The organism is Priestia sp. 53B2, assembly GCF_056099005.1.
Genome location: NZ_JBLZXA010000037.1, coordinates 1 through 1,787 on the forward strand (window position 1 = coordinate 1; position 1,787 = coordinate 1,787).

General features: G+C 39.2%; 1 protein-coding gene. It reads right to left on the reverse strand.

The genetic code is table 11. The annotated features are described in order from the left end of the window. Positions 1-108: 108 nt before the first annotated feature. Positions 109-1,758, reverse strand: coding sequence for a group II intron reverse transcriptase/maturase (gene ltrA / locus ACN6NE_RS29120; RefSeq protein WP_474328870.1), 1,650 nt, complete (start codon positions 1,756-1,758; stop codon positions 109-111). Positions 1,759-1,787 lie beyond the last annotated feature (29 nt).

Genomic DNA, 1,787 nt, shown 5'->3' on the forward strand with positions numbered 1-1,787 from the left:
CTAGTTTAGTCGGGTAGGCAGGCACTCTCACGAGCGCCCGCCCCCCTAAGAACCGCACGTGACAGATTTCCCGTCATACGGCTCAAGCCTTCTTTTTATCCGAACAACTTATTTAATACATGGTACATGTACTAATTTAGCAAATTTACCTGTAGAAACCTCTAGGTTTCGCACTGTGACTTTCTCTCCATTTTGTAGAGTGCATTTACATAGTGCACAACGATATCCTTGTCTTCTTGCGAGTTTCATCCTATCTAAAGTATTTTCGCTATTAAAGACCTTACGGTCTCGCTTTTCCCAATACTCTTTTAGATTCGGATCATCTGGGCTGTTCTTGTAGGCTACCATGACATGTCGTTCTATTTTAATCCAAGACATCTTCAACAATTGAATATTAGTAAGTGGACATGTCAGAATCCATTTATTATTTCCACCGTGGTGGGGTTTCTTAAAATAGCGCTTATTAATCCACTTCCAAGACTTCCTTGGATGCAATTGTCTAAGGTGTTTCCTTATTTTCAAGAAAACGTAGTTGTCTATATAACCAAACGTCTTTTTCGACACGACATGTTTCCAATACTGTCCATAACCTCGAATAATGGGGTTTAGGACATGTATAATTTCTTTTACTGGTCGTCCTCGCATCACTGTGAACGTGTCTTTTATCTTCCTTTTTGCTTTTCTGATATTGTCTTTACTGGGTTTGATTAATAACTTATTGCCTTGTTCCGTTTTGTATTGTCGGAGTGAAAAACCAAGGAAATCAAACCCACTCTCGATATGTGTAACTTTGGTTTTATCTTCACTCAATTTAATTCCTCGCTTTTGTAAGTAAGGGTTGAGTTTCTGATACATACTTTCAGCTTGTTCCTTCGTTTCCGTTACGATGACGAAGTCATCTGCGTAAAGAATACGTCCTATTTTACATTTTGGATCTATTTTATATCCTCCATTTGATTTGTATGTCTTTCTATAGACGATACCAATCTCTTCTTCCATCCCACATAACGCGATATTGGCCAAAAGAGGGGACACAATACTTCCCTGGGGAGTTCCTTCTGTTGTTTTACGAAGCGTATCCTGTTCTATGTATCCCATTTTGAGCCATCTTTTAATGAGAGTATTTCCTGAGAACGAAGATGTTTGTTCTACTATCCAATTATGGTTAAGATGGTCGAAACATCCTAAGAAGTCTCCTTCAAATACCCACTTCTTCTTACTATTCGTGTTCAACTTGTTAAAGAGATTACTTATGGCATCATGTGTGCTTCTTTTAGGACGAAAACCGTAGGAAGTGGCTTCGAATCTAACTTCCCATTGCGGTTCCAGTGCATTCTTTACCAAGTTTTGATACACTCGATCTCGTATCGTCGGAATACCGAGAGGTCTTAGCTTCCCATTTTTCTTAGCGATAAATGTTCGTTTCGCTGGCTTTGGGCGATGCTGAAAGACATTACATTTTAGCAGTTGTTGATATAGTTTAATACGTTCATTTGGTTTTAAGACCGTATAGCCGTCTACACCTGGTGTTCGCTTTCCGGTATTTTGTTGTGTCACTCTGCGAATAGAGAGTAGTAGATTTGCTTTACTCCTAAGGAGTAAACGTTGAAGTTTTCTTACTCTTCTTCGTTGATTCTGTTGTTCGGCACGATAAATTCTTTGTCGTAACTTCGTTACATATCTTTGTACAGTATTCCAATTAATAGAGTACCAACCTTTATGCGAGACGTGCGCCGACGCTCGTAGAGAGGTATTCATAACAGCACGCTCCTTTTCGTTAGAAGATA

Excerpts from the sequence above, each read along its gene's own strand:
- ltrA (WP_474328870.1), bottom strand. The coding sequence starts at position 1,758 with ATGAATACCTCTCTACGAGCGTCGGCGCACGTCTCGCATAAAGGTTGG.